Consider the following 22,894-nt stretch of genomic DNA (forward strand, 5'->3'; position numbering starts at 1 on the left):
ACATGAAAGCAGGACGAGCTCGCGAGCATCCTGCCAAATGCCGCGAGGGTATGCCGTGATGATGTCGTGCGACAAGCATATGTTGCACCGGCCGGAAATCGTCCCGCGTGGTCGACCCGACCATGCGCTCCTGGAAAGGATCGGGCGAATGACGAATCGCGCATTGCTGGTCGGCCTCGACGTGTATCCGAACCCGGCCAACAACCTGGACAGTTGCGTGAAGGACACCTATGCCTTTCGCGAACTGCTCAACGGGTACGACTTCACGGACTCCGATGTGAAGTTCCTGCACAACGCCGACGCCAATCTGGCCAACGTCCGGGACGGGCTGGACTGGCTCTTCGACGGCGCGGAGCCCGGCGACCGCAGAGTCTTCTTCGAGTCGTCGCACGGTTACCGCTACCTCAAGGACGGCGTCATGACCGAAGTCCTGTGCCTCTACGACGAATTCCTTGAGGACACCGAACTGAGCCGACGCACCCGGGCCATTCCGGAAGGTGTTCTCACCGTGGTGCTGGACGCTTGCCATTCCGGCGGAATGGACAAGATGTTCGTCGCGGACGGAATGACTCAGATCGCCCGCACAAAGGTCTTTCATGCCTCTCCGGAAATGGAGCAGCAGAAGGCCTTCGAAGTGAATTCCCGCGCCGACTCGATGGCGGCGGTCAAGTTCTTCGGCCGGGCCTCGACGGCAATCGCGAGCGTCGCGTCCAAGAACTTCGCCAACGACCTGACCGTCGAACCCATGGCCAAGGACGGCGGCGAACCGGAGGTGGAACTGAACGCGGTTCTCCTCACCGCGTGCCGCGCCGACGAGACCGCCGCGGCCGGCAGTTCCGCGACCGACGGCCTGTCGGCCTTCACCTTCGCCCTCACCGAGCAGAGCGACATCGCGTCGATCACGGTGAGCGCGCTGTGCGACAAGGCCACCCGTCGGCTCCAGGACCTGAGCATGCGCCAGACACCCACCGTCTTCGCGCCGTCGGACCAGCAGTACCTGCTCTCCGACACCTTCATCTCGGAACAGCCGGTCACCGAATCCACCGACTGGTGGGGCGAGTTGTTCGGCACGGCCGAGGAAACGGCAGGCGCGGACAAGTCCGGCGCGTTCGACCTGAGCGCCGGTTCCACCCTCACGGAAACAAAGGAGTACACAGAGATGACCACTACGGCACCCAGCATCCACACCGCCATCGAGTCCGTCCTGGGATCCATCGCGAAGAACGCCGGCGGGGCACCGACGACCAACGGCGCCGCGCCCACGGGCAAGGACCTCACCTACCTGAACGACGTGGCCGCGTGCGCGGCGAACCTCGTCCCGGCCGTGGCCACGGCTTCACGGAACTCGAAGGCGCCGGTCGTGCGCCCCGCACTCAGCGACCCCGCCCGACTGCAGGACAAGAGTTTCTGGGATGACGTGGTCGGCGTCGCCAACACGGTTGTCCATGTGGCGGGACCGATCCTGAGCGCGATCCCCAAGGAGATCGTCACCCAGGGCTCGGGCCAGGCCGGTCAGGGCCTCGCCCGGCAGATCGCGCCCGAGCGGCTGCACAACAAGGACTTCTGGTCCAGCGCGTTCGGCGCCCTGGAGACGATCGTCCCGCATCTGATCGACGCGGCGGCCGGCAAGGACTACAACAAGGACCTCGCCCTGACCGTCCCGCCCGAGTACGCCCAGGACAAGGGCTGGTTCGACGACGTGATGAGCGTCGTCCAGGTAGCGGCCCCGATCGTGCTCGCGGCGCTCTGAGCGAACCCCGGCTCCGGGGGCGGCACCGCGCCGCCCCCGGCTTCCTTCTCTCCGGACCGGCTCGGGCCGGGTGGGAAACGTTCGGATCGGCGGTGGATGTCATGATCGACGACCCCCAGGACCTCGACGACCGCGTATACGGCAGGGCCGCCGCGGCTCTGGCCGCCATGCGGGAGCCCGACCTGTCGGACTTCGAGCCGGATCAGGTGGACGGCGCCATGCTGCGAGCGTTCGATCCGTCGGGCCGCCGCCAGTGGCTCGACGACCTGCGGAGCCGCATCACCCAGGACAGCGGCTCCCAGACCCGCCTGGAGGACGCGGATCCCGACGAATTCCCCTTCAGGATCAAGGAGTTCGCAGCCTCCTACCACCGGCTGGTCAACACGGCCGGCGCCACGCGACTGCTGGTCATGGGTCCCTTCCAACCCCCTTTCCAGTTCATGGCCACGGAATCCGATGCCCAAGGGGGCCCTGATGACGGCTGACGGCAGGGCTCCCTTGGCGGATATCCGACGGCGCTGGTCGGCCGGCGGAGAAGACCTGCGCGAGGTGACGACGGCGCTTCGTGAACAGAATCTCGAAATCGCCAACGAGGACGAGGAGATCGACCTTCGCCGTGCGCGGCTCGCGGCTCGCGGTACGGAACTGGAGTCGGTGATCGGCGAGGACGACTCCGTCTGGCTCAGTTTCCTGAGCAGAGGTCTGTCCACCGCACGTGCTGTGGGCCGTGTGGTCGCCATGCCGGCCGGGCAGCCCATCGTTCCGGAAGGAACCGGAGTTCTCATCTCCCCACGTCTCCTGCTCACCAATCACCATGTCGTGCCCGACGCGAAACGAGCGGCGGCCATGGGCGTCCAACTGGGCTACGAATACGACGACGAGGGCGGTGAACGGCCGTACACGACCATCCCTTTCGCGCCGGAAGCTCTTTTCCTCACCGTGCCGACGTCCGTTCTGGACTTCACGGTGATCGCGCTGCCCGAGGATTCCACGGCGGGCAACGGCCACGTACCGCTCATCGAAGAGGGCGGGAAGATCCTCAAAGCCGAGGCGCTGAACGTCATCCACCATCCGGGCGGTGAACGCAAACGCCTGAGCATTCGTGACAACAGGCTGGTCTCCCAGGACGAGAAATGGCTGCGCTATACCAGCGACACCCGCCACGGATCCTCCGGCGCTCCCGTCTTCAACGACCAATGGGAGATGGTCGCCCTCCACCATGGCGGTGTGCCGGCAACGGACGACCAGGGCAGAAAACTTACTCGCACGGGTGAGGTGTGGACGCCGGACATGGACGAGGAGTCGGCCGCCTATCTCTGCAACGAAGGGGCGCGGGTCAGCCGTATCGTGCGCCGACTGCGCCGGACGGCACTGCCATCGGCGCAACAGGCGCTGCTGGACGAGGCGTTGAGCAAGGGAGAGAACGCATGAGCACGACGATGCTGTTCATCCACGGACGCGGCCAGGAGTTCAAGGATCCCGAGGAACTGCGGCGCACCTGGCTCGCCGGACTCACCGCCGGCCTGATCCGCGCGGGCCTGTCCGGCGGCGCCCTCGACAGGATCCCGCTGGTCCTTCCCTTCTACGGCAACGTCCTCTACGGCATCACGGCCGACCTGGCCCGGGACCCGCTGGAGCTCGAATCGATGCCCGACGGCCCCGACGAGCCGGCCCCGCTCCACCCGTACCTCCCCAAGGACGTGGGGGACCTTGAGCAGAACCTCCTGTACGACATGACACGTGAGTCGGGCACCGCGTCGCGGGCGGGGCGGAGAGGCCAGACGGACCTGGAGGGCATGGACCAACTGCTGGCGGAGGCGGGCCGCAGGACACTGTCGTGGAACGTCACACGCCAGGCACTGCTGGCGCTGGCCCGGCACACCCCTTTCGACCAGTCCTACATCAGCGAGCACCTCCGCGATGTCGCCGTCTACTTGAAGCGCGGCCGCGAACAGGTCCTGGCCGTCGTGCGGGAGAGTGTTCCGGCGACCGGTTCCCTGGTCATCGTCTCGCACAGCCTCGGCACCGTCGTGGCGTGCGATCTCCTGGAGGACAAGGACATCCGCGAACGCACCACCCTGTGGGTGACGGCCGGTTCGCCCCTCGGTCTGGAGGCCGTCCAGCGAAACCTGAGGCACCCGGGCCCGCACGCCATGGGCGTCGACTGGCTCACGGCCCACGACCCCGAGGACATCGTCGCCCTGGGCCATCCCCTCCCGACCGGCTCCGCTTCGCCGGGCCGCCCGGCCTGGGGAGACGTACAGAACATCGCGGTCGACAACGGCGACAAGCCGCACGCCATCGACCGCTACCTCGCCCACCCGGACGTCGCTCGGCGCATCGGGAGGGCCTGGTGAACGCCAGCCGCAACACCTCCGTACCCCCTGCCGTGACCCCTCAGACACAGCAGCCACCCCGACGCCCCACAGCCCGCCTGCGCCACGGCGCCGCCCTCGCCCTGCTCCCGCTCGCCGTGGCCTGCGGCGGAGGCGACGACGGCGGCGCGGCGGAACGCAAGCGCGCGTCCGTGACCGCCGCCCCCGAAGCCGGTGTCGTGGCGCCCGCGAAGGTCGAGGTGATCGCCGGGCTCACCGGCTGCACGGCCGAGATCCGGATCGACGCGGAGGAACTGCGCGAGGGCGCGTGCCGGACGAAGCGGGGCGAGTACCGGATCACCACGTTCCCCGAGGACCGGCTCCAGGTGATCTGGCTCGACAGCGCCGCCGTCTACGGCGGCAAGTACCTCGTCGGCACCCGCTGGGTCGTCAGCGCGCGGCCGGAGCTGCTGGACGGCTTCCGCTCCCGGCTCGGCGGGACCGTGCGGGAACTGCGCGGGATCGGGCCCACCCCGGCGCCCTGAGTCAAGGCTTCGCCATATGGCCCGGGGGAGTGAGAGGGGTGGAGGCTCCCGACGTATCCAAAGGGGCAAGTGGTAGGCCCGGCGAAGGGAAACTCCGTGATCCAGCAGCGCATCGTCCTCCTCTCGGCTGCGGGCCTCGCCGCCACGTTTCTGCTGGCGGCGTGCGACAGCTCGATGGACAACGCCTCTTCCGCACCGGCACCCGCGACCTCCGTACCCGCGACTTCCGCCCCCGCCGCAGCGAGCAGTGCGCAGTCGGGCACGACCACCGCCCTCGCGGCCGAGGCGGTCAAGGGCGGGGGTGATGTGGTGACCGACGACAAGGGGATGACCCTCTACCGCTACGACAAGGACGAGCCGTCTCCGTCCAAGTGGACGTGTTCCGGGGAGTGCACGAAGACCTGGATCCCCGTCATCGTGCAGAACGCCGTACAGACCACGGGAGTTGAGAAGAGTCTCCTCGGCACGGTCCACCGGTCCGGTCAGACGCAGCTCACCCTCGGCGGCTGGCCGTTGTACCGGTACGTGGGCGACACGGCGGCGGGTCAGCTCAACGGGCAGGCCAAGGACCGGATGTGGTACGCCGTCACCCCGTCCGGGCAGAAGCTGACCGCCGCGGGTTGAACCGGACGGCGCACAGGCTTGGTTCAGTGGAGGTGGGCCAGCACCTCCTCCAGAGGCAGGTCGAAACGGTCCTTGTCGTCGGTCCAGCGGCGCAGCACCGTTGCCGCTCCCTCCGCCAGGTCCGGCGGCAGTCCCGCCGTGCGCAGGGTGGCCGCGATCTCCTCCAACTCCGGTGCCCAGCGCCAGGCGCGGGCGGCGACGCTCGGCAGGTGCTCCGTCTCGGCGAGGATGTTGGCCGTCAACGAGCCTGCCTCCAGCGCCAGTTCGGCGCCGACCCCGTGGCTCGCGGCCAGGGCGTGCGACACGGCGGCCAGGACCCGGGCCGACTTCTGGTAGGAGGCGTACGACATCTTCAGCGCCGAGGCCGCGCCGATCCCGGCGTCGAGCGGGCGGGCCAGGACCCGGGTGTCCTCGAACACCGCCGCGACCCTGGCCACCGCCTCCCCGTCACCGCTCAGATAGAGGCGCGGTGCGCTGTCCGGTCCCGGTGGGCCGCCCAGGATCGAGCCGTCGACCATGAGCACCCCGCGCTCGGCGCAGGCCGCGGCGATGCGCCGGGTGCGGTCCGGGCTGATGGCGTTGGCCTCGACGTACACACCTCCGAAGGGGTGCGCGAGGACCTCGTGGGCCACGTCCTCCGCCGCGTGCGGCGGGCAGACCGACAGCACGAAGTCGCTTGCGGCCAGGGCGGATTCGAGGGACTCGGCCGCCTCCAGGCCTGCCCGCCGGGCCCGTTCGAGACTGGCGGGGCTCCGGCCGGTGGGGACGTGGAGAACCCGGGTACCCGTAAGGGTCGCCTGGCCGCCGACTTTCGCGCCCATGGCGCCGGGATGCAGAAGCGTGAACGTGGTGGTCATGGGCTCACGGTACGGATGTCTCGGGGGCGGTCTCCTCCCCCGGGAGTAGGTCGCCGCTGGCGAGTCACTCTCGGGGCGCAGGCCAGGTGCCTCCGCAAGGGCGATGTTCTTGAGCATCGAGAGGAAGAGTGTGGGGCATAGGAGAGGGGCATAGGAGTTATGAGCCTCGGGAGGGCGCCATGAACCGACAGATCCGTGTTCGCGTCAGTCGCCGGCCCGCCACGCCTCGTGACGACACCATCGACCGCAGGACGCCCTCGGGCCGAATCCTGCCGTACTGACGAGGCTGGGGCCCGTGGTCCCAGGCCTCACAGCGGCGACCGCCAGTCCACCGTCGTGCCGGTGTCGCCGCCGTCGTCGTACACCGTCAGGCGTACGGCGTCCCGGCCGTCCGGCAGCGGGGTCGTCACGTCGAGGGTGATCTCCAGGCGGGAGACGCCGGGGCGGCGGGACGCGGTGGTGAGGGCGCGGCGCAGGGCGGTGAGGAGTTGGGCCGCCACCTGGTCGGGGACGAGGGTGTCCACCGGGCCCGTGAAGTGGGTGGAGGGCTGGAAGCCCAGGGCGGCCGACGCGCTCGCCGTCTCCCGAAGTACCTTGCCGCGCAGGGTGGTTGGCGCCTCGGCCGGTGGTTGTTGCAGGGCGAAGATCGCCGTGCGGACCTCCTGGATCGTCGACTGGAGTTCGTCGACGGCGCGTCCGAGGACGTCGTGGGCCGGGTCGGCGCTCCCGCCCCTGCGCTGGGCGGATTCCAGCAACATGCCGGTGGCGAACAGGCGTTGGACCACCAGGTCGTGCAGATCGCGGGCGATGCGGTCGCGGTCCTCGTAGACCGCGAGGCGTTCGCGGTGGTGCTGCGCGTCGGCGAGGACCAGGGCGAGGGCCGCCTGGGAGGCGAACTGCGTTGCCAGCGACCGCTCCACGGCCGTGTAGGGGCGGTCGGCCGGGCGGCGGGGGAGCGCGAGGGTGCCGATGAGATGGCCGTCCGCCTGGAGCGGCAGCATCATGCTCGGGCCGAACCGGTGCCGTACATGTGTCGTCATGCGCGGGTCGGTCGCCGAGTCGTCGATGAACACCGGCTCGCCGCCCAGGAGTTGGACCAGGACAGGGCTGCCGGGCGCGATGGTCGTACCGACGATGTCGCCCGGGTCCTCGAAGGTGGAGGCGGTGACGATCTCCATGCCGCCCGCCTCGGTGGGCTGGAGGATCACGCCCGCGGCGGCGTCGGCGAGGGCTCGGGCGCCCTCCGCGACGGTCATCAGCGCGTCGGCCGCGCTCTCGCCGGTGAGCAGCGCGGTGGTGACGGCCGCCGCGCCCTCGATCCAGCGCTCGCGCTGCCGGGCCGTCTCGTACAGGCGGGCGTTGCGGATCGCGATGCCGGCCTGCGCGGCGAGGACGTGCAGGAGTTGTTCGTCCTCGGCGGTGAAGGGGGCGTCGTGCCGTTTCCCGGCGAGGTGGAGATGGCCGAACACCTCGTCCTGGACGTGGATCGGCACGCTGAGGGTTCCGGGGGACGGGGGCGCGACCGTGCCGGTGCGGATCTCGGTCAGCCCGTCCTGCCCGGGGTCCGTGGTCCCGAGCGCCGCGTACCGTGCGCCGGTCAGCTCGGCCGCGCCGTCCACGATGTGCTGGAGGGTGGTGCGCAGTTCGAGCTCGGAACCCACACTCAGGACGGCTTCGAGGAGCGGCGAGAGCGCGGGGACGCGCTCGCTCACCTCAGGCCGCCAGCGGGTCCAGGACCAGCGGCTCGATCTTGCCCTCCAGCATGTAACCCATGCCCTGTACGGCACACACGTCCGGCCGCTCGGCGATGTGCACCGGCATGCCGGTCGCCGCGCGCAGCATTTGGTCGAGGCCGGGGAGCAGGGCGCTGCCGCCGACCATCATGATCCCGCGGTCGACGAGGTCGGCCACCAGGTCGGGCGGGCAGTTGCGCAGCACCCTGCCGATGCCGTCGAGCACCGCGGTCAGCGGGGTCTCGATCGCGTCCCGTACGGCGGCGGTGTCGACCTGCACGGAACGGGCAAGACCGGTCGCCACGTCCCGCCCGTGGATCTCGGTCAGGGCCGGCCCGTGCGGGGTGAGACCGTTGCCGGACAGGGCGAGCTGGAGCGGGCGTACGGACTGGCTGGGGAGCATCAACTCGTGCTCGTGGCGCAGGTGTTGCACGATCGCGTGGTCCACTGCCTCGCCGCCCACCGGGATGCGCTCCGCGGTGACGATGGAGCCGAGGGAGAGCACGGCGACCTGGGTCGCGGCGGCCCCGCACACCATGATCATGGTCGCCTCGGGCCGCTCGACGGGCAGTCCGCAGCCCACGGCCGCCGCGATGAGCGTGTCGACGAGCTCCACCCGGCGCGCCCCGAGCCCGACCAGCGTCTCGATCGCGGCCCGCTGTGCCAGCGGATCGGCGTCGTGCGGGGTGCAGGCGGCGGCCCGCAGCCGGGGCTTGCGGCGCAGCGCGCGGCGGACCTTGTCGCCGATCAGGTGCCGCAGCATGCGCTGCGCCATCTCGATGTCGACGACGGTCCCACCGGAGACCGGCCGGACCACCCGGATGTAGTCGGGCGTACGGCCCGTCATCTTCTCCGCGAACTCTCCTACGGCGATCAGCGCGCCGGTCCGCGTGTTCACGGCGGCGGCGGACGGCTGGTCGACGACGAGCCCGGCGCCCTTGACGTAGACGCGGGTGCGGGCCGCGCCCAGGTCGACGGCGAAGTGGCAGCGTCGCAACTGCTCCAGACTGACGGTCATGGCAGGTCTCCCGAGAGCGCGGACCGGGCGTCGCCGGGCGGCGGGCCTCCTTCGCATCGTGCGGGGGTGGGGGAGTGGGCGCGTCTTGTGGTGGGCCGGGCGGGGCGCGACTGAATGGGGGTATTTGTCCGTAATGCCCGAGTTAAAGAACAGTTAAAGGGAAGTGGCGGTCATTCGGTTCGGCCGTGGGTCAGGGAGCGCTTTAGGAGCTTGCCCATGTCGTTGCGGGGGAGCGTGGGGAGATGGCGGACGACGCGGGGGCGCTTGTGCGGGGCGAGGCGCGCCGCCACATGGTCGGCCAACTCGGCCAGTTCCGGCGGGGATTGAGGATCCGTCGGGACGATCCAGGCTACGATCCGTTCGCCCAGGTCGGCGTCCGGTTCGCCGGTGACGGCTGCCTCGCGCACCCCGGGGTGTTCCAGGAGCGCGTTCTCGATCTCGCCCGCGCCGATCTTGTAACCCCCGCTCTTGATGAGGTCGGTGGCCTTGCGGCCGACGATCCGCACATAGCCGTCGGGGTCGCGGACGGCCATGTCGCCGGTGCGGAACCAACCGTCGGCGGTGAACGCGGCGGCCGTCGCGTCGGGCCGGTTGAGGTACTCCGTGAAGAGGTTCGGCCCGCGCACCTGGATCTCGCCCACGCTCTCGCCGTCGTACGACGGAAGGGGCGTGCCGTCCTCCTCGACCAGACGCAGGTCCACGCCCGGCAGCGGGACCCCCACCGTCCCGGCGCGCGGCTCACCGTCCGCCCGCACGCTCGTGTTCATCAAGGTCTCGGTCATGCCGTAGCGCTCGATCACCCGGCGGCCGGTCGAAGCCGTTATCCGCTCGTGGTCGTGGACCGGCAGCGCCGCCGAGCCGGAGACCAGCAGCCGGGCCCGGCTGAGGGCCTTGGCCAGTCCGGGGTCGTCGGGCAGGGTCTCCGCGATGCGGTGGTACATCGTCGGCACGCCGAACAGCATGGTCGCCCCGTCGTTCAGCTCCCGCGCCACACCCTCGGTGCTGAACCTGCCCAGGTGCCGCACCGAGCCGCCGCGCCGCAGCGGGCCCAGGATGCCCAGTACCAGCCCGTGCACATGGAACAACGGCAACCCGTGCACCAGCACGTCCTCGCCGGTCCACTGCCAGGCGTCGGCGAGCGCGTCCAGCGTCGCGGCGAGGGCCCGGCGCGGGATGACGGCACCCTTGGGCGGGCCGGTGGTGCCGGAGGTGTAGACGACGAGGGCCGGGTCCTCGGCATCGGGGGAGACGGCCGGACCCGCGCCGCCCCCGGCCGCCCGCACCTCGACATCGACGCGCTCCAACTTCCGTAGCGCGGAAGGCAGTTCGTCGCCCGGAGCCGCCAGCACCACCGTCGGTGCGCTGTCCGCCAGGATGTGCCCCAGCTCCTTGTCGCCCGACTTCGGATTGAGCGGCACCGCGGCCACCCCGGCCCGCAGCGCCGCCACCACGGCCACGGCCGTCTCCAGCGAGGGGGTGGCCCACACGGCGACCCGGCCGGCGCCCGCGCACCGCGCCGCGAGGGCGTCCGCCGCCGCGCCCAGCTCCGCGTACGTCAGGGACCGGTCACCGAACCTGAGCGCGGGCTGCTCGCCCGGGTTCACCAGGGCCGGAAAGAGGCTGGACACGCGGCGCACTCCTAAGCCGTAGAGGACAAGGGACAAGAGGGGTAACGGGGGTGTCCCCGGGTTTCGGGGACACCCCCGTTCCTACACCACGTCCGCCACCACACAGGCGATGTTGTCCGGACCTCCGGCCTCGTTCGCCGCGTCGACCAGGGACCGTACCGCCTCCTCCGGGTCCGTGCCCGCGGTGAGGAGTGTGCGGATCCGGTGCTCCGGGACGACCGAGGTCAGGCCGTCCGAGCACAGGAGGTAGCGGTCGCCGCGGCGGGCGTCGTGCAGCTTCAGGTCGGGCGCACCGATGGTCAGGGCCTTGAGGAGCAGGGAGCGCTGGGGGTGGGACCCGGCCTCCTCGGCGGTCAGCCGGCCCTCGTCGATCAGCGACTGCACGACCGAGTGGTCGTGGGTGATCCGGAAGAGCCCGCCGTCGCGCACCAGATACGCACGCGAGTCCCCGATGTGCACGAGCGCCAGCTTCGAGCCCGTCCACAGCAGCGCGGTCAGGGTCGTACCGTTCTCGGTGGGATCGGCCACGTCACGGACCGCGTCGGTGGCGCCCCGCACCGCCTCCTCCAGGAGGTTGAGCACATTGCCCGCCGGTACCTCCTCGGTGTCCAGGAACCGCAGCGCCTCCACCGCCGCGCCGCTCGCGGGCGCGCCCGCCGGGCCGAACCCGTCGGCGACCGCGAGCAGGCGCCTGCCCGCGTAGGCCGTGTCCTGGTTGGTGGGGCGGACCCGGCCCGGGTCCGAATGGGCGGAGTAACGAAGTTCCAGCATGCTGGTGTCCTTTCCCGATACGGCCCCGACGGCCGTGAGGTGGTCGACGAGGAACCCGGCGAGATCCCGCCGCGCCGCCGTCTCCGTCTCGACCCGGGCCCAGAAGGCGCGGATCTCGCGGGCGGCGGCGGCCGGTTCGAGGGCGCACACCTCGCGGATACCGGCCAGCGGCATGCCCAGCCGGCGCAGCCACGCGACCAGCCGCGCCCGCTCCAGTTGGTCGACCGCGTAGTACCGGTATCCGGTGTCGGGGTCCACGCGCGCCGGCCGCAGCAGCTCCAGCTCGTCGTAGAGCCGCAGTGCCTTCGGCGACAGCCTGCACGCCCGCGCGAAGGCCCCGATCGTCAGCATGTCCATGCGCACCTCTGCCTCTTCCTCCGGTGCCTCGTCCCGTTCCGCCACCGATGCTGGGGCTTCACCGAAGGGGAAGGTCAATCCGGTTGCCGCGGTTGCGGGGCGGCCGGTTAGCCTGCGGATCTGTCCGCAGTCCGCAGTCCGCAGTCCGTACGACGAGGGAGATCCCCGTGCCCCGCATCGCGCTCGCCACCTACGACCCCGGACCGAAGCCCAGCAAGGACCGTGACCTTCCGGTACTCGTGGAGGCCCTGCGGGCGGCCGGTGCCGAGGCCGTCGCCGTGCCGTGGGACGACGAGGGGACCGACTGGGGCGCGTACGACCTCGTGGTCATCCGGTCGACCTGGGACTACAGCTGGCGGGCCGCCGAGTTCGTGGCCTGGGCGGAGCGGGTCGGCAAGGCGACGCGGCTCGCGAACCCGGTGCAGGTCGTGCGGTGGAACACCGACAAGCGCTACCTCGGTGAGCTCGCGGCGGCCGGCGTGCCCGTCGTACCGACCCGCTATCTCGCCGCCGGTGACCCGGTCGACCTCCCCGACGACCACGAGTACGTGGTCAAGCCGACGTCCGGCGCGGGCGCGCGCTTCGCCGCCCGCTACACGCCCGACGAACACGACACGGCCGTACGGCAGTTGGAGCGGATGCACGCGGAGGGGTTCACCGCGATGGTGCAGCCGTATCTGACGAACGTGGACGTCACCGGGGAGCGGGCGCTGCTGTTCTTCGGGGGGCGCTATGTGCACGCCTCGCGCAAGGGGGCGGTGCTGGCGCGGGGCACGGCCTACGACGACGACAAGGTGTCCCACCCCGACCTCGAACCGTGGACCGCGACTCCGGCCGAACTCTCCGTCGCCGAGCGGGCGTTGGCCGCCGTACCGGACGCGCCGGAGCTGCTGTACGCGCGCGTGGACCTCGTGGACGGGCCGGACGGGGGGCCGTGTGTGATGGAACTGGAGCTGGTCGAGCCGAATCTCTTTCTGGATCTGCATCCGGGGTCGCTCGCGGTCGTGGTGGACGCGGTGCTCGCGGCTGCCGTCGGCCGGACCGAGGGCTGAGGCGACGGACGCGGCTCCTACGAGGGCTGATCGGCAGGGGGATCCGGGGTGTCTTCCGTGAGCATGTCCCACCAGCTGGCGAACCAGGCTTGCGTTTCGGCCAGTTCGGTGGGCGGCTGGGTGAACAGGGAGAGGTCGGGAAGATCGTCCGGGGTGACGAAAAGGGATGTGAGGCCGCGGTCGTCGTTCAGGTGGTAGAGGACGGTGAGCGGGTGAGAGGGCAGAGGGCGCACTTCGAAGTGAATGTCGGGGACCAAGGGGCGGATCCGCTCAAGTTGCGCGCGCAGTTCCTGAGCCCGGATGCGGGTCGCGGTGTTCAGGTCATCCGAGGGGTCGACGGTGAGCAGGACCCGGATGCGGAGCGACGAAGGGCGCGAAGCCCCTCGCCGGATGTCGTCGAGGCGGGGTGCGAGCGCGCTCAGGAACGGGCTGAGGGTGGGGGCGACCACGTCGATGGTGACAACGCGGGACGCGAAGGCCTCGACGAGCTCATGGGCCAGGTCGGCCTCGATCGGCTCCTGCGCTGGGGCGGGCTCCGGGTCGATTCCCGGGTTCCGCAGGGGAACTGACGTCACGCGAGTGCCGGAGCCCTGGCGGATCTCGATGTATCCCTGGTTCGCCAGCTCCCTCAAGGCGCGTTGCACGGTGTCCCGGGAGACGCCGAATTCTTCGGCCAACTGGCGCTGGGTGGGCAGCCTGTCGCCGGGGCGCAGGGCACCGGAGCCGATCTGTTCCAGCAGCGCGTTGAGGATCAGTTGGTACGCTCTGCCGCCGGGCCTTGCCGAGACCGGAGGCGAGTAGGCGAAGGCATCGGATTCGGGCGGGATCGGCTGTGCGGCCGGTTCGTCCTCGATGAGCCGGAGAGCGAGGAAGTCTCCGCCGCTGCCCGGCGACTGCCGCAGAAACGCGGAGATCTCCTGTCTGACGATCTCCTGCACGGCGGTCACGTCGCGCCGCAACTGGGCGCCGAGCAGCGCCTCCCGTACCCCGGGACGGAAATGGAACAGAGTCCTGGCCGGATCGGTCCTGGCCGTGACCTCCCACGGCTCGAACAGACCCCCCAGTGCCACTTCGGCGAGATGCCCGTGGTCGCCGCCGGGCAGCATCACGCGCCGCACCAGATTCATCACAGGCAGCGTGAGCGGCACCGCGGACAGATACCCGGCAAGCTGCCTGGCGTCAGGGGACGCGCTGTGCTGGAACCGCTGGACGGCCTGGAACGCGCGTGGCGCCTCACCCCGCTCCGGTGCGGTGGGCCGCGGTGCGTCACTGAGCAGCAGGCACGGCAGATGTCGGCGTCGGCCGTCCCCGGAGACCAGCCGGGCCAGTTCGGCCAGCGCGTGCGGCGATAGGTCCAGGACGGGCAGGGCGATATGACGGTCCGTCCGGTGCCGGCGCGCGCGGTCGCTCGCGGCGGACGCCGACCAGCTGACGTTCGGTGCCGCCGGTCCCGGCGCGCGGATCCAGTGGGGTGCGGTCTCGATCGTGCTCTGGGCCCACAGGCGTTGGGGCAGGAGGTCCAGGAGCGCGACGACGCTGTGCATGGCCCACGTGCGCAGGGCCTGATGCAGGCCACGGCCGTCCCACGCGGCCGACACCGCGTCGCTGAGCAGCAGCACCAGGCCGTTCTCCCGGGGCCGGGCGAGCGCCGAGGCGGGCACGCGCCGTCCGTACGGGGTGCGGGACAGGGCGACGTCTTCGGTGTCGGTGTGCAGGTACCACAGCTGGGTGGTGCGAAAAAGCCCGGTCTGCACGAGAGCGCGGTGCCACTGCCTGACGAGGTCGTGCCACAGCAGCATCGAGCTGTGTGCGTCGACAACCACGGTCAGATCGAGCCAGCGCTCCTTCGCCGGTCGCAGTACGGGGAACAGCGTCCGGTGTCCGATGCTGGCCATGACGGTCGCTTCCTCGTCCAACTCGGGCCGGTTGCCGGGGAGTCGGCGCCGGCCCAGCGGGCGCAGCGCGCGCATCAGGGCGAGCGGGTCGTCCAGTGGTGCCGCCCGGCGTACGCGGACGTACTCGCCGCTGCGCCGGGCCGCGGGCCGCATGGTCGGTCGCTGCCTCGGGGCATCCGAGATGTCCGCGTGCGAGGGCGCGGGGAAGAGAGGGATGCCCCGAGGCGGGGGAGCGGCGAGTTCGGTCGGGGCGGGTGGGGCCGGGGGCGGGGGTGGAGCGCCCGCCGTCGTGAGGGTCGGTGGCTGCGAGGGGACCGGGCCGAGTGCGGGCGCGGCCGGCGGAGCGCCCATGCACCGGGCGAGCCAGAGAATGTCGGCCAACTCCTCGGGCCCGGTGTCGACTCCCGCCGCCGCGATGGCCTCCCGCACCTCGTCCAGCACTGACAGCTCACCCACTCGGGCTGTCGGTGAGCTGCTCCAGGGCGACCGAGAGCAGCCGCTCGGTGTCGGCCGGGTTGGGCCAGGCGCCGCTCAGGCGCAGCTGGATGGCGTTCAGGAGCTGGTCGGTCGCGAGGTCACCGGTCGCGCGGCGGCCGATGAAGGCGTCGATCAGACTGCTCGCGGGATCCGTACCGGGGTCGATGGCCAGCCGCTTGCGTACGATCTCCTCAAGGCGGTCGCGCTCCGGCGGCGCGATGTTCAACCTGATGCAGCGGCGCAGAAACGGTGGCGGAAACTCCCGCTCGCCGTTGCTGGTCAGGACCACTACCGGGAAGGCGCTGCACTGCGCCCGCCCGTCCTCGATCCGGGCCGAGGGCTCCGGCCCGTCCGCGGTGCCGATCGGCGGAGCGGCGTCCTGGGCGGCGATTCGGGCCAACTCGGGGACCTCGAACGACCCCTCTTCGAAGACGGTCAGCAGGTCGCCGGGAAGGTCGATGTCACACTTGTCGATCTCGTCGACCAGCAGGACACGAGGGCGTGACTGAGGGAGCAGGGCGGTGCCGAGCGGGCCCAGGCGCAGATACGCGGAGATCGGCAGCGGCTCCGTGACGTCGCGGCCGGCCTCCTGCGGCGACCGGCGCAGCGAGGAGTCGTGCAACCGGCCGATGGCGTCGTACTCGTAGAGACCGTCCCGGAGACTGCTGCGGCTGGTGATCGGCCAGCGGAGCACGGGGCCGAGCCCCAGATCAGCCGCGATGCTGTACGCCATGGTGGACTTGCCGACCCCCGGCTTGCCGGTGATCAGGAGCGGACGGCGCAGATACAGCGCTGTGTTGACCACGTCGATCTCATGGTCCTCGGGCACGAACCCGGTGCCGCGCTCCAGGGTCTCCGCCCAGGCGGCACCGTCGGTCGGCGGCCGGTACCGCGCGCCGACACCCCGGAACCGCCGCCACGGGGGCGCACTGAGTTCGAGCCGGTCGAGCCGCTCTGCCGCGGTGCCCGGCCCCTGGTAGATCCACCAGTCCTGCACGGTTTCTTGTTCCTTCCCAAGACCTCTGCAGGTCCCTGTCGACTGTGCTGCGGCCGGGTGCTAGCCGAGCCGCAGGCGCTCGGGTGTGCGCTCCGGATCGTCCCAGAGCAGTGCGAGACCGTGCTCCCATGTCTGCTCCTGCGGCTGCACACCCATCCCCTCGATCCTCAACCGGCGTAGTTTTTGCGGCAGTTCGCGCAGGTTCACATGTGTGCCCGCAGGAGCGAGCGCCCTGTCGAGGCCCGGTGCGTCGGCGGCGAACGCACCACCGTTCGGTGGTCCGTCGCGGCGCCACACCGCGATCGGCACCCCCGCCTCCAGAACCGCGTCGAGGGCGTCCGGCAACTGTGCCGCGGACACCCCGGCCAGGACGCACACCGGCACATGGCGGTCAGCCTGCAACTCCACGCCGAGGCGGGCGGACACCGAGGGCCGGCCGAGCAGCCAGATGGGCTGGGACGGCAGTCCCGTGCCCGGGGTGAACAGCGCCCACTCGCCGCCGCCGTAGGCCTTGAACCACGCCCACTTGCGCTTCCACAGGTGGTAGGCCGCGCCCGTGCGTTCCTCCGGGCAGCGCACCACCACCTCGAACTGCCCGCCGAGGCGCCGCAGTCGGCCGCGCCGCCCGATCGGCAACTCCCAGTCCTCCACCCGCTCGGACAGCAGCTTGAACGGCAGATGGAACTCGATACGGTCGATGGAGGTCTGCTCCACACCGTCTGCGGAGAACCGTTCCAGGAGCGAGCCGAGTTGACGGCCCAGTTCCTGCTGGACGGCCGGCACGTCCAGCGGGTCTTTCGAGCACCACACCGTGTCGAAGCTGTCGTGATGCAGCCAGATGTCCACCAAGTAGGCGGCCTCCACACTGGACTTGCGTAGTTGTATGTGCAGTTCGGGCGCCGTCGCACGACGGGCGGGCGCGGGAGGCACGGCGCCGACACCGAGCCGGACGGACGTGCGGTCCACCCAGGAGTCCAGACGTAGGCCCCAGTCGGGGTCCTCGGCATGGGCGGCCAGGCAGCGGGCGAACAACAGGGAGAAGGGCAGACCCGACCGTCCCTGGCGCTGTTCCAGATCCTGGACGAGCGCGGTCAGGCCGTGGTCGGGCGGCGGCAGGGTGCTGATCGGCGGTGCCGCGCACTCGGCGGTGGCGAAAGCCCACAGGACCGCGTCATAGGTGTAGGCGGGCAGATCCTGTTCTGCGGCCAGCGCTTTCAGCTCGCGCCAGGCGGCGTCGTCGAGGCGGGGGACGCGTACGACCGGGGCATCGTCCCAGCGGTTGCCGAAGAGGGACGAACCGTCCCAGTCGCGGTCGATGATGAACTGCGGTACCTGCCAGGCCCGCCGTTCCGCCTTGAGGCGCAGGAACCGGCCCTGCAGGCGACGGGCCACGTCGGGGAGCAGCTCCGCGCCCTTGCCGGCGGTCAGTTCGGCGAGTTCGCCCAAGAGGTGGTCGGTGAACAGACCGGCCCCGCGATCCGCCAGATTCACCGCGGTGTCCCCGGGCCTGGTCGCGTACAGGCGGAACTGCCGGCGGTCGGAGCGGGCCGTCCCGCTGCCGTAGTCGACGGATCCCAGCGTCAGTCCCCGGGCGAGACGGTCGTCCACCCGGCAGGAATCGGCGATGGCGATCTGATGGTGAAAGCCGCCGCCGGGCAGTCCGTTCAGCCAGCGCAGGGCGGCGTCGAGGTTGAGGTGCATGGTTCTTTCGGCGGTTGCTTCACTGTAGGGAAGCAGGAGCTGGGTCGCCCTGTCCTGGTAGCCGTGCCCGGCCCAGAAGATCCACAGCAGATCACCGTCGCATCTGGGCAGTTCGATGAACAGGGCCCGCTCGATGTCCTGGGCCGTGGCCGCCTTGCTCGGTATGCGGCAGGAGTGTCGGCCGGCTTCGAGCGGTGAGGTGAACAGGTGCACGTTCTCCTGCGGGACCCCGCCGGGACCGGTCAGCCATTCGGCGAACCGCACGGCGTCGCGCGCCGCTCCCGGCAGGTCCCAGGACGGGTCCACCTCGTAGCGCTCGACGCCCACGATCAAGGCGTACGTCCTGGAGGGCGAGATGCCGGACAGGATTGTGGTGCCCGTGCTCACTCATGTACCTCCGAACCGTCGGCGGCCGATTGCACGGCGGCCGCGATCAGCTCGTAGGTGGCGGGCAGCTTCCAGTACGTGCTGTGCGAGATCGGAAAGGGCTGGCGGCTGGTGATCTCGTGATCGGACACCCGGGTGTCGTCGGGGAAGACGGGCGAGGCACGGAAAGAGAGCAGGTCCTGGCGGTCGTAGAGGTTGAGCCAGGCCGGGAATCCCTCCGGGAGAGGTGCACCGGGCGGCAACCCGGTCAGCGCACCGATCTCGTGCAGGAACGGTGCCTGCGAGCCGACGGTCACCAACAGGCGGACCTGCGCCGGTGGTTCGCCCCGCTCGGCGGCGAGGGCGAGCAGATCCACCAGGGCGATGCCGCCGAGGCTGTGCCCGATCAGGACCGTCGGCTCGCTGCTCAGCATCACCTGCTCGTGCAGGAAGGCGCGCAGGTCCGCTCCGCGTGCCTGGTAGCGGAGGATGTCGCCGACGGCCGGTGCGGACCCGGCGGTCAGGGGCCGGCGCCAATGGTTCAGGGCGGGTTGCGTGAACAGGCGCAGCGCGAGGGTGCCGAGGGCGGAGGCTGCCCTGCCGCCGGGGACCCGGGCCGTGCCGCCGAGCAGCGCGGTGAGGAGAACCACCGCGCGGTCGCGTTCGTCGCCCGTGCACAGGGCGTCCTCGCCGACGGAGGCGAGCATGCGGGCGGTGACCGCGCGTGCGGCGCACTCGGCCACCTCGTGCGCGTCATGGGAGTGCTGGGCACTGGCGCAGGCGTCCTGGAACTCCTCGGCCCGCGCGACGAGTTGGACGGCGTCCGGATAGTGGTCGATCAGTTCCGCCGAACGCAGGAGATCCAAGAGCTCCTCGGAGGAGGGCCCGCCGGCCAGGAGATCGGCGACGGTCCGGCCCTGCGGCTGCACCCCGGGTGTGCCGAATCCATTGTCGGCGTCGAATGCGGCAACTAGGGCACGCAGTTCGCACAGCGGGTCCGCGAGAAGCAGTGCCCACCGGGCCACGTCCTGTTCGAGCGGGTCCGGCGACTCGGTGCCCCTGGTCATCTGTGTGCCGGGCAGGGACCGCAGGCGGGTCGGGGCGGCGCCGTGGTCGTCACCCCAGTAGACGGGCACCAGTTCGGCATCGGGAAGAAGCGGTGCGAGTCGGTCGCCGACGAGGGCGTAGAGGGCGTCGAACCGCTCGCGTCGTACGCCGGTCCCGTGGACGAACAGGATGCGCAATCCCCCACCACCCTTTGCCTGTACGGCGCTTCGGAGTATCCGACGATAGCGCCCAGATCAGGCAGGGGTCTCGAACGGGACGGTATCGGTGCTCGACCAGTGGTACTCGAACCAGTCGCGGGCCTTCTCCACGAAGGGACTTCCCGTGCTGCGGTGGAACAGGCGCGTGCCGGATCCCAGGAGGTCGTACACATCGAGGGCGGCGCCGTCGTCCAGCAGGATGGGGCGCCGGACGGCCTGGTAGTAGCCGGACAACGCCTCCGAACCGTTCAGGACGTAGAACTTCTGCAAGGGGGTGATCGGCGCCTGCCGGACCTCGAACGACACAGACTCGGTAAGGCGCGAGTCCCGAAGGCCGTACACGGTGTTCCGGATGGAGGTGGTGTGCCGGCGCGTCAGGTCGGCCAGCCGTTGCCTCGGGCGAGTCTCCTGCGGGGCGTCGACGGTCCGAAACAAGGGGAGACTGTCCGCGATGACGGGCAGTAGGATCCGTACGGCGACCGAACGCGGGGGTGGCAGCGTCTCAGCCATGAGCATCTCGGCGCACAGCCTCAAGTGCGAGTCGAGCGACTCTCCGCTGAGCGTGAACACCTCCACCGTTACGTGCGGTGCTGTGAACGCGGCGGCGAGGGCGTCGCTCAGTCGGCCGGTCGTGGTGGACGTCTGGCTGGGGCGCCCGAGCCCCGATCGCTCGGCGACGCGAGGTGGGGCACCTCTGGTCACCCCGGTCAACAGCCCTTCCTGGTTCAGCAGATCCAGGGCTCTGCGTACCGTGCTGCGCTCCGCGCCGAACTCGTCCGCCAGCCTCGCCTGCGTGGGCATCCGGTCTCCCGCGGCGAGTTCCCCCTGCCGAATCCGCTCCCGCAGCGCTTCAGCGATGCCGTGATGATCCATTCTCTCCAGAGCCGTTCCTCCCGCTTGGACGGTCCTCACCGATGCCGACAGTCTGAAGGATCGGGAGCGTCATGCACCCGAAGAGTGGAGTCAACCCAGCCACCGGCCACAGGACAGACATGCCGGAACCTTCCCTACCAGGCCACCCGTTGCAGCAGGCCCCAGGTGAACTCGGCCGCGCACCGGTGCCGTACGCCCCGGGCGTCCGGCGCGGTGAAGGCGAGGCCCCAGCGGGTGGGGGCCGTGCCCTCCAGGGGGCGGGCGGGGGCGAAGGCGCGGGCCGCCTCGTCGACCGTGCAGGACCAGGGGGTCAGGTCGTCGAGGGTGTGGAGGGGAGGGGCCGCCGCGCCCGGGGCGCGGACCAGCCATTCGTTCCACACCGCGCCGTTCGGGGCGGTGAGTACCTCGAAGCGGAGGTCGGGCCAGAGGGGGACCGGCCACTGCCATGCCTCGCAGTCCAGGTCGCCGATCTTCCGGCTCACCGTCGACTCCGGGGTGCCGAGGATCGAGCGGTAGCGGGAGGCGGCGGCCCTCCTGCGCGGGGAGTGCAGCATGGCCTGCCAACGCTTGTTGGCCTCGCGCATGTCGGCGATCGAGACGCCCAGCTCATGACGGGCGTCCTCGACCAGGTCCGGGTTGTGGTCCGCCATGCGGCGCAGCAGGACGAGTTGGAAGTCGAGGGGGCTGAACGGGGTCGCGGGGCGTTTCGCTTCGGGCATGCGATCCATCGTCGCGCACGGGACCGGCACCCGGGCGGCGGCCGTCGGGGAGGAACAGGACCGAGTTGACGTACCGCGGGCCGCGCGCGAAGGGCAGGACACGGCGCAGCAGGCCCTGGGAGACGACGTACGAGGTCCGGGCCTGGTGCTCCTCCAGGGGGAAGTCCGACAGTCTCACCCAGGTCGTCTCCGGCAGGACCCAGCCCTCGTAGCCGAGCAGGGACAGATAGGTCACCACCGGGGCGATCGGCTGGATGCGTGATTCCAGTTCGACGAAGAGCGCGGGGCGGTCGCGGGTCAGGAGGCCGGTCGCGCCGTGCAGGACGGCCAGTTCGTTGCCGTCCACGTCGATCTTGATGAAGTCGACGTCCTTGAGGCCCAGGGCGTCGAGGGTGACGCAGGGCACGTGCACGGCGCGGGCGTGGATGTCCCGGCGGACCAGCGACGACACGCCCCGGTCGCCCTCGTCGTCCGGCGGCAGCCACAGGCGGGCGGTGCCGGGGCGGTCGGAGGCGGCGGCCGGGACGACGCTCGCGTTCGCCGGGGCGGCCGAGGCGAGCAGCCGCGCCAGATGGGGGACCGGTTCGACGGTCACCACCCGACGCGCGTGTCTCCACAGGCGGTACGTCCAGGGGCCGTACCAGCCGCCCACGTCGACCGCCGTACCGCAGTCGGGCGGCAACAGGTCGCCCAGTCGGGCCAGTTCGGGTTCGAATCGGGGGTAGACGGCGCGGGCGGTGGCGGCGACCAGGCGGGTGGGGAGGAGGGGTGCGAGGCGGGCGGTGAGGGTGCGGGGCGTGGGGATGCGGGGCGCTGGGGTCATGGTGCCATCCGTTTGAGGAGTTCCTCGTGTTCGTCGACGTCGGTCACTTGCTCTCCGGAGGAGGGCAGCAGTTGCGGGATGCCGTCGACGACCGGGTAGCGGCGGCGCAGGCGCGGGTTGTACAGGGCGCCGGTGGGCAGCAGGTGCAGCGGGCCCTTGTCGAGCGGGCAGGCCAGGATCTTCAGCAGCGGGTCGTCCGGGTTCATGGGGGCGTCAACTCCTTGGCCTCGACCGGAGGTTGAGGCGCGTTGTCGTGCTTCGGCATGGTCAGCAGGACGGCGACCGCCAGTACGGTGCCCCCGATCCGCAGGGCGAGGCGCACCGGATCGTGCGGCAGGGCCTCGCCGAACGAGAGCGTGCCGAGCACCGCCGTGAACAGGCTGGTCACCGTCGTACAGACCGGCACGATCAGCGAGGCCCGGCAGCGTTGCAGCGCCGCCTGCGACATGACCAGCCCCAACGCGCCCGTGCAGAGCAGGAGATACGGGTACGGGGACCGCAGCAGCCCAACCACCGCTCCCCCCAGGTCACTTGTGGTCAGATAGCTCGACACCCCTTTGATGGCGAGCGAGCTGACCCCGTACAACAGGCCCACCGCGACGCCGTATTCGACACCCGTGGTGGGCAGCCGGTGCCGGTGGGCCGCGCTGCGCTCCGTCGACCGGTACAGCCAGACACCGGCCGCCAGCGAGGGCACGCACACCAGCAGGATCAGCGGATAGGGCGCGGCACGGCTCACATGGTCCGAGCCCTCCTTCAGCGACAGCACCACCATCAGCAGCGCGACCAGGATCGCGCCCAGCGCGTACCGTTCGCGCCCGCTGGTCTCCTCGCCGAGCATGCGCGCGGACAGCAGCACCAGCAGGACCAGTCCCGATACGAAGATGCCCTGCGCGGCGGCGATCGGCAGCGTCCGGTACACGGCGAGCTGCGCGCCGAACCCGGCCGCGAGCGCCAGCGACCCCCCGATCCACAACGGACTGCCCAGCACCAGCCGCAGCAGCCGCCAGGGTTGACGGACCGTCACCTCGGGCAGGGCAGCCAACGCCCGTTTCTCCAGCACGAATCCGGTGCTGTACAGCACGTTCGCCAACAGGGCCGCCGCCACTCCCCACCACACGGGCCGCG

The 22,894-nt window shown here is 70.8% G+C and carries 21 protein-coding genes; 7 read left to right on the plus strand and 14 right to left on the minus strand.

Features of this window, described 5'->3' with window-relative positions; genetic code table 11:
* Positions 1–148 precede the first annotated feature (148 nt).
* From AB0M63_RS21475 to AB0M63_RS21500, 6 genes are all read left to right on the plus strand, one after another.
* Positions 149–1,750, plus strand: a complete 1,602-nt coding sequence (locus AB0M63_RS21475; protein ID WP_355914212.1) for a caspase family protein — start codon at positions 149–151, stop codon at positions 1,748–1,750.
* 101 nt (positions 1,751–1,851) lie between these two features.
* Positions 1,852–2,235 (plus strand): hypothetical protein, encoded by a 384-nt coding sequence (locus AB0M63_RS21480; RefSeq protein WP_355914215.1) that lies wholly within the window; start codon positions 1,852–1,854, stop codon positions 2,233–2,235.
* Entirely contained in the window at positions 2,225–3,181 is a 957-nt protein-coding gene (locus AB0M63_RS21485) for a serine protease (RefSeq protein ID WP_366020481.1), read from the plus strand. Before AB0M63_RS21480 ends, AB0M63_RS21485 begins: the two co-directional genes overlap by 11 nt.
* Positions 3,178–4,107, plus strand: coding sequence for a hypothetical protein (locus AB0M63_RS21490; RefSeq protein ID WP_366020482.1), 930 nt, complete (start codon positions 3,178–3,180; stop codon positions 4,105–4,107). The genes AB0M63_RS21485 and AB0M63_RS21490 overlap by 4 nt, the downstream gene beginning before the upstream one ends.
* Positions 4,108–4,139: 32 nt before the next feature.
* Positions 4,140–4,610 carry a hypothetical protein gene (locus AB0M63_RS21495; protein ID WP_366020700.1) on the plus strand — a complete coding sequence of 157 codons (471 nt, stop codon included), beginning with the start codon at positions 4,140–4,142 and terminating at the stop codon, positions 4,608–4,610.
* Between the two features lie 96 nt (positions 4,611–4,706).
* A complete protein-coding gene (locus AB0M63_RS21500) occupies positions 4,707–5,234 on the plus strand; it encodes a hypothetical protein (RefSeq protein ID WP_355914227.1) in 528 nt (175 codons plus the stop codon).
* Positions 5,235–5,257: 23 nt separating this feature from the next.
* Here AB0M63_RS21500 and AB0M63_RS21505 read toward each other — a convergent pair whose 3' ends face one another.
* From AB0M63_RS21505 to AB0M63_RS21525, 5 genes are all read right to left on the minus strand, one after another.
* Positions 5,258–6,091 carry a DUF1932 domain-containing protein gene (locus tag AB0M63_RS21505; protein WP_366020483.1) on the minus strand — a complete coding sequence of 278 codons (834 nt, stop codon included), beginning with the start codon at positions 6,089–6,091 and terminating at the stop codon, positions 5,258–5,260.
* A 308-nt stretch (positions 6,092–6,399) separates the two neighbouring features.
* Positions 6,400–7,803 (minus strand): GAF domain-containing protein, encoded by a 1,404-nt coding sequence (locus AB0M63_RS21510; RefSeq protein ID WP_366020484.1) that lies wholly within the window; start codon positions 7,801–7,803, stop codon positions 6,400–6,402.
* Position 7,804: 1 nt separating this feature from the next.
* Entirely contained in the window at positions 7,805–8,842 is a 1,038-nt protein-coding gene (locus AB0M63_RS21515; RefSeq protein ID WP_355914236.1) for a rod shape-determining protein, read from the minus strand.
* Positions 8,843–9,012: 170 nt separating this feature from the next.
* The gene (locus AB0M63_RS21520) at positions 9,013–10,470 is read right to left on the minus strand and encodes an acyl-CoA synthetase (protein WP_366020485.1); all 1,458 of its coding nucleotides are present in this window, start codon (positions 10,468–10,470) and stop codon (positions 9,013–9,015) included.
* Positions 10,471–10,551: 81 nt separating this feature from the next.
* Positions 10,552–11,598, minus strand: a complete 1,047-nt coding sequence (locus AB0M63_RS21525) for a MerR family transcriptional regulator (protein WP_366020701.1) — start codon at positions 11,596–11,598, stop codon at positions 10,552–10,554.
* 167 nt (positions 11,599–11,765) lie between these two features.
* Between AB0M63_RS21525 and AB0M63_RS21530 the strand changes: the two genes are divergently transcribed.
* Positions 11,766–12,650, plus strand: a complete 885-nt coding sequence (locus tag AB0M63_RS21530) for a hypothetical protein (RefSeq protein WP_366020486.1) — start codon at positions 11,766–11,768, stop codon at positions 12,648–12,650.
* A 17-nt stretch (positions 12,651–12,667) separates the two neighbouring features.
* Here AB0M63_RS21530 and AB0M63_RS21535 read toward each other — a convergent pair whose 3' ends face one another.
* The 9 genes from AB0M63_RS21535 to AB0M63_RS21575 form a co-directional block, all read right to left on the minus strand.
* Complete coding sequence (locus AB0M63_RS21535) at positions 12,668–15,001, minus strand: SAV_2336 N-terminal domain-related protein (RefSeq protein WP_366020487.1); 2,334 nt, start codon at positions 14,999–15,001, stop codon at positions 12,668–12,670.
* On the minus strand, positions 14,994–16,019 hold the full coding sequence (locus tag AB0M63_RS21540; protein ID WP_366020488.1) for a MoxR family ATPase: 1,026 nt from the start codon (positions 16,017–16,019) through the stop codon (positions 14,994–14,996). The genes AB0M63_RS21535 and AB0M63_RS21540 overlap by 8 nt, the downstream gene beginning before the upstream one ends.
* Before the next feature lie 60 nt (positions 16,020–16,079).
* Positions 16,080–18,107 (minus strand): hypothetical protein, encoded by a 2,028-nt coding sequence (locus AB0M63_RS21545; protein WP_366020489.1) that lies wholly within the window; start codon positions 18,105–18,107, stop codon positions 16,080–16,082.
* Complete coding sequence (locus AB0M63_RS21550; RefSeq protein WP_366020490.1) at positions 18,104–19,330, minus strand: hypothetical protein; 1,227 nt, start codon at positions 19,328–19,330, stop codon at positions 18,104–18,106. Before AB0M63_RS21550 ends, AB0M63_RS21545 begins: the two co-directional genes overlap by 4 nt.
* 57 nt (positions 19,331–19,387) lie before the next feature.
* A complete protein-coding gene (locus tag AB0M63_RS21555) occupies positions 19,388–20,224 on the minus strand; it encodes a winged helix-turn-helix domain-containing protein (RefSeq protein ID WP_366020491.1) in 837 nt (278 codons plus the stop codon).
* Between the two features lie 134 nt (positions 20,225–20,358).
* A complete protein-coding gene (locus AB0M63_RS21560) occupies positions 20,359–20,943 on the minus strand; it encodes a hypothetical protein (protein WP_366020492.1) in 585 nt (194 codons plus the stop codon).
* The gene (locus AB0M63_RS21565) at positions 20,831–21,766 is read right to left on the minus strand and encodes an FkbM family methyltransferase (RefSeq protein ID WP_366020493.1); all 936 of its coding nucleotides are present in this window, start codon (positions 21,764–21,766) and stop codon (positions 20,831–20,833) included. Before AB0M63_RS21565 ends, AB0M63_RS21560 begins: the two co-directional genes overlap by 113 nt.
* Positions 21,763–21,972: a Trm112 family protein gene (locus AB0M63_RS21570; RefSeq protein WP_366020494.1), complete on the minus strand. Its 210-nt coding sequence runs from the start codon at positions 21,970–21,972 to the stop codon at positions 21,763–21,765. The genes AB0M63_RS21565 and AB0M63_RS21570 overlap by 4 nt, the downstream gene beginning before the upstream one ends.
* A complete protein-coding gene (locus AB0M63_RS21575; RefSeq protein ID WP_366020702.1) occupies positions 21,969–22,874 on the minus strand; it encodes a hypothetical protein in 906 nt (301 codons plus the stop codon). The genes AB0M63_RS21570 and AB0M63_RS21575 overlap by 4 nt, the downstream gene beginning before the upstream one ends.
* Between the last annotated feature and the right edge of the window lie 20 nt (positions 22,875–22,894).

This window comes from Streptomyces sp. NPDC051576 (assembly GCF_040681835.1).
Taxonomy (GTDB): Bacteria; Actinomycetota; Actinomycetes; order Streptomycetales; family Streptomycetaceae; genus Streptomyces.